This window comes from Vibrio sp. 1-Bac 57, from assembly GCF_037546855.1.
Taxonomy (GTDB): domain Bacteria; phylum Pseudomonadota; class Gammaproteobacteria; order Enterobacterales; family Psychromonadaceae; genus Psychromonas.
The window spans coordinates 1-500 of the sequence record NZ_JALAAC010000118.1; the positions used below are offsets into that span (position 1 = coordinate 1).

The 500-nt window shown below is 40.0% G+C and carries 1 protein-coding gene; it reads right to left on the minus strand.

All coding sequences use genetic code 11. The features are described from left to right. A partial coding sequence (locus MT391_RS20770; protein ID WP_499500003.1) for a transposase occupies window positions 1-443 on the minus strand: 443 nt, incomplete at its 3' end. Between the last annotated feature and the right edge of the window lie 57 nt (window positions 444-500).

Consider the following 500-nt stretch of genomic DNA (forward strand, 5'->3'; position numbering starts at 1 on the left):
CCAACACCTTCTAAAGCCTGAAGCCGTTTACAGATGCGATCATTTTTGGTCATAGCATTCAGCTGAGTTTGTAATTCATCTACCTGGTCATCCAGTGATTTGTAGCGTTCATAAAGTTGATTTAATGAAAAACGAAAGTAAAATGAAAACGAATTTTCAGCATCTTCTAACGCTAAAGAAATTGTTTCTCTGAGCGCCTTATCACCTTTGGCGACGGGTAAACCGAACTCCAGCATTAAGGTTTGCAATTGATTACTTATTTGAATCCGTTGCTCAATTAACAGCTCCCGAATTCGCATCACTCCTTGTTCGCATTGTTCTTCTACTTTCAATAACCTACAGGGTTTAATATTAGGTTGTAAACACGCAATTGAGATAGCCAAAGCATCATTAGCATCTGTTTTTTGTCCCTGTCGAAAAGCTTTAACATGACGAGCTGACATTGCCTTGACCTTATGACCGTGCTTAACAGCATACTGAGCCCAATAGTGTGTGCCACC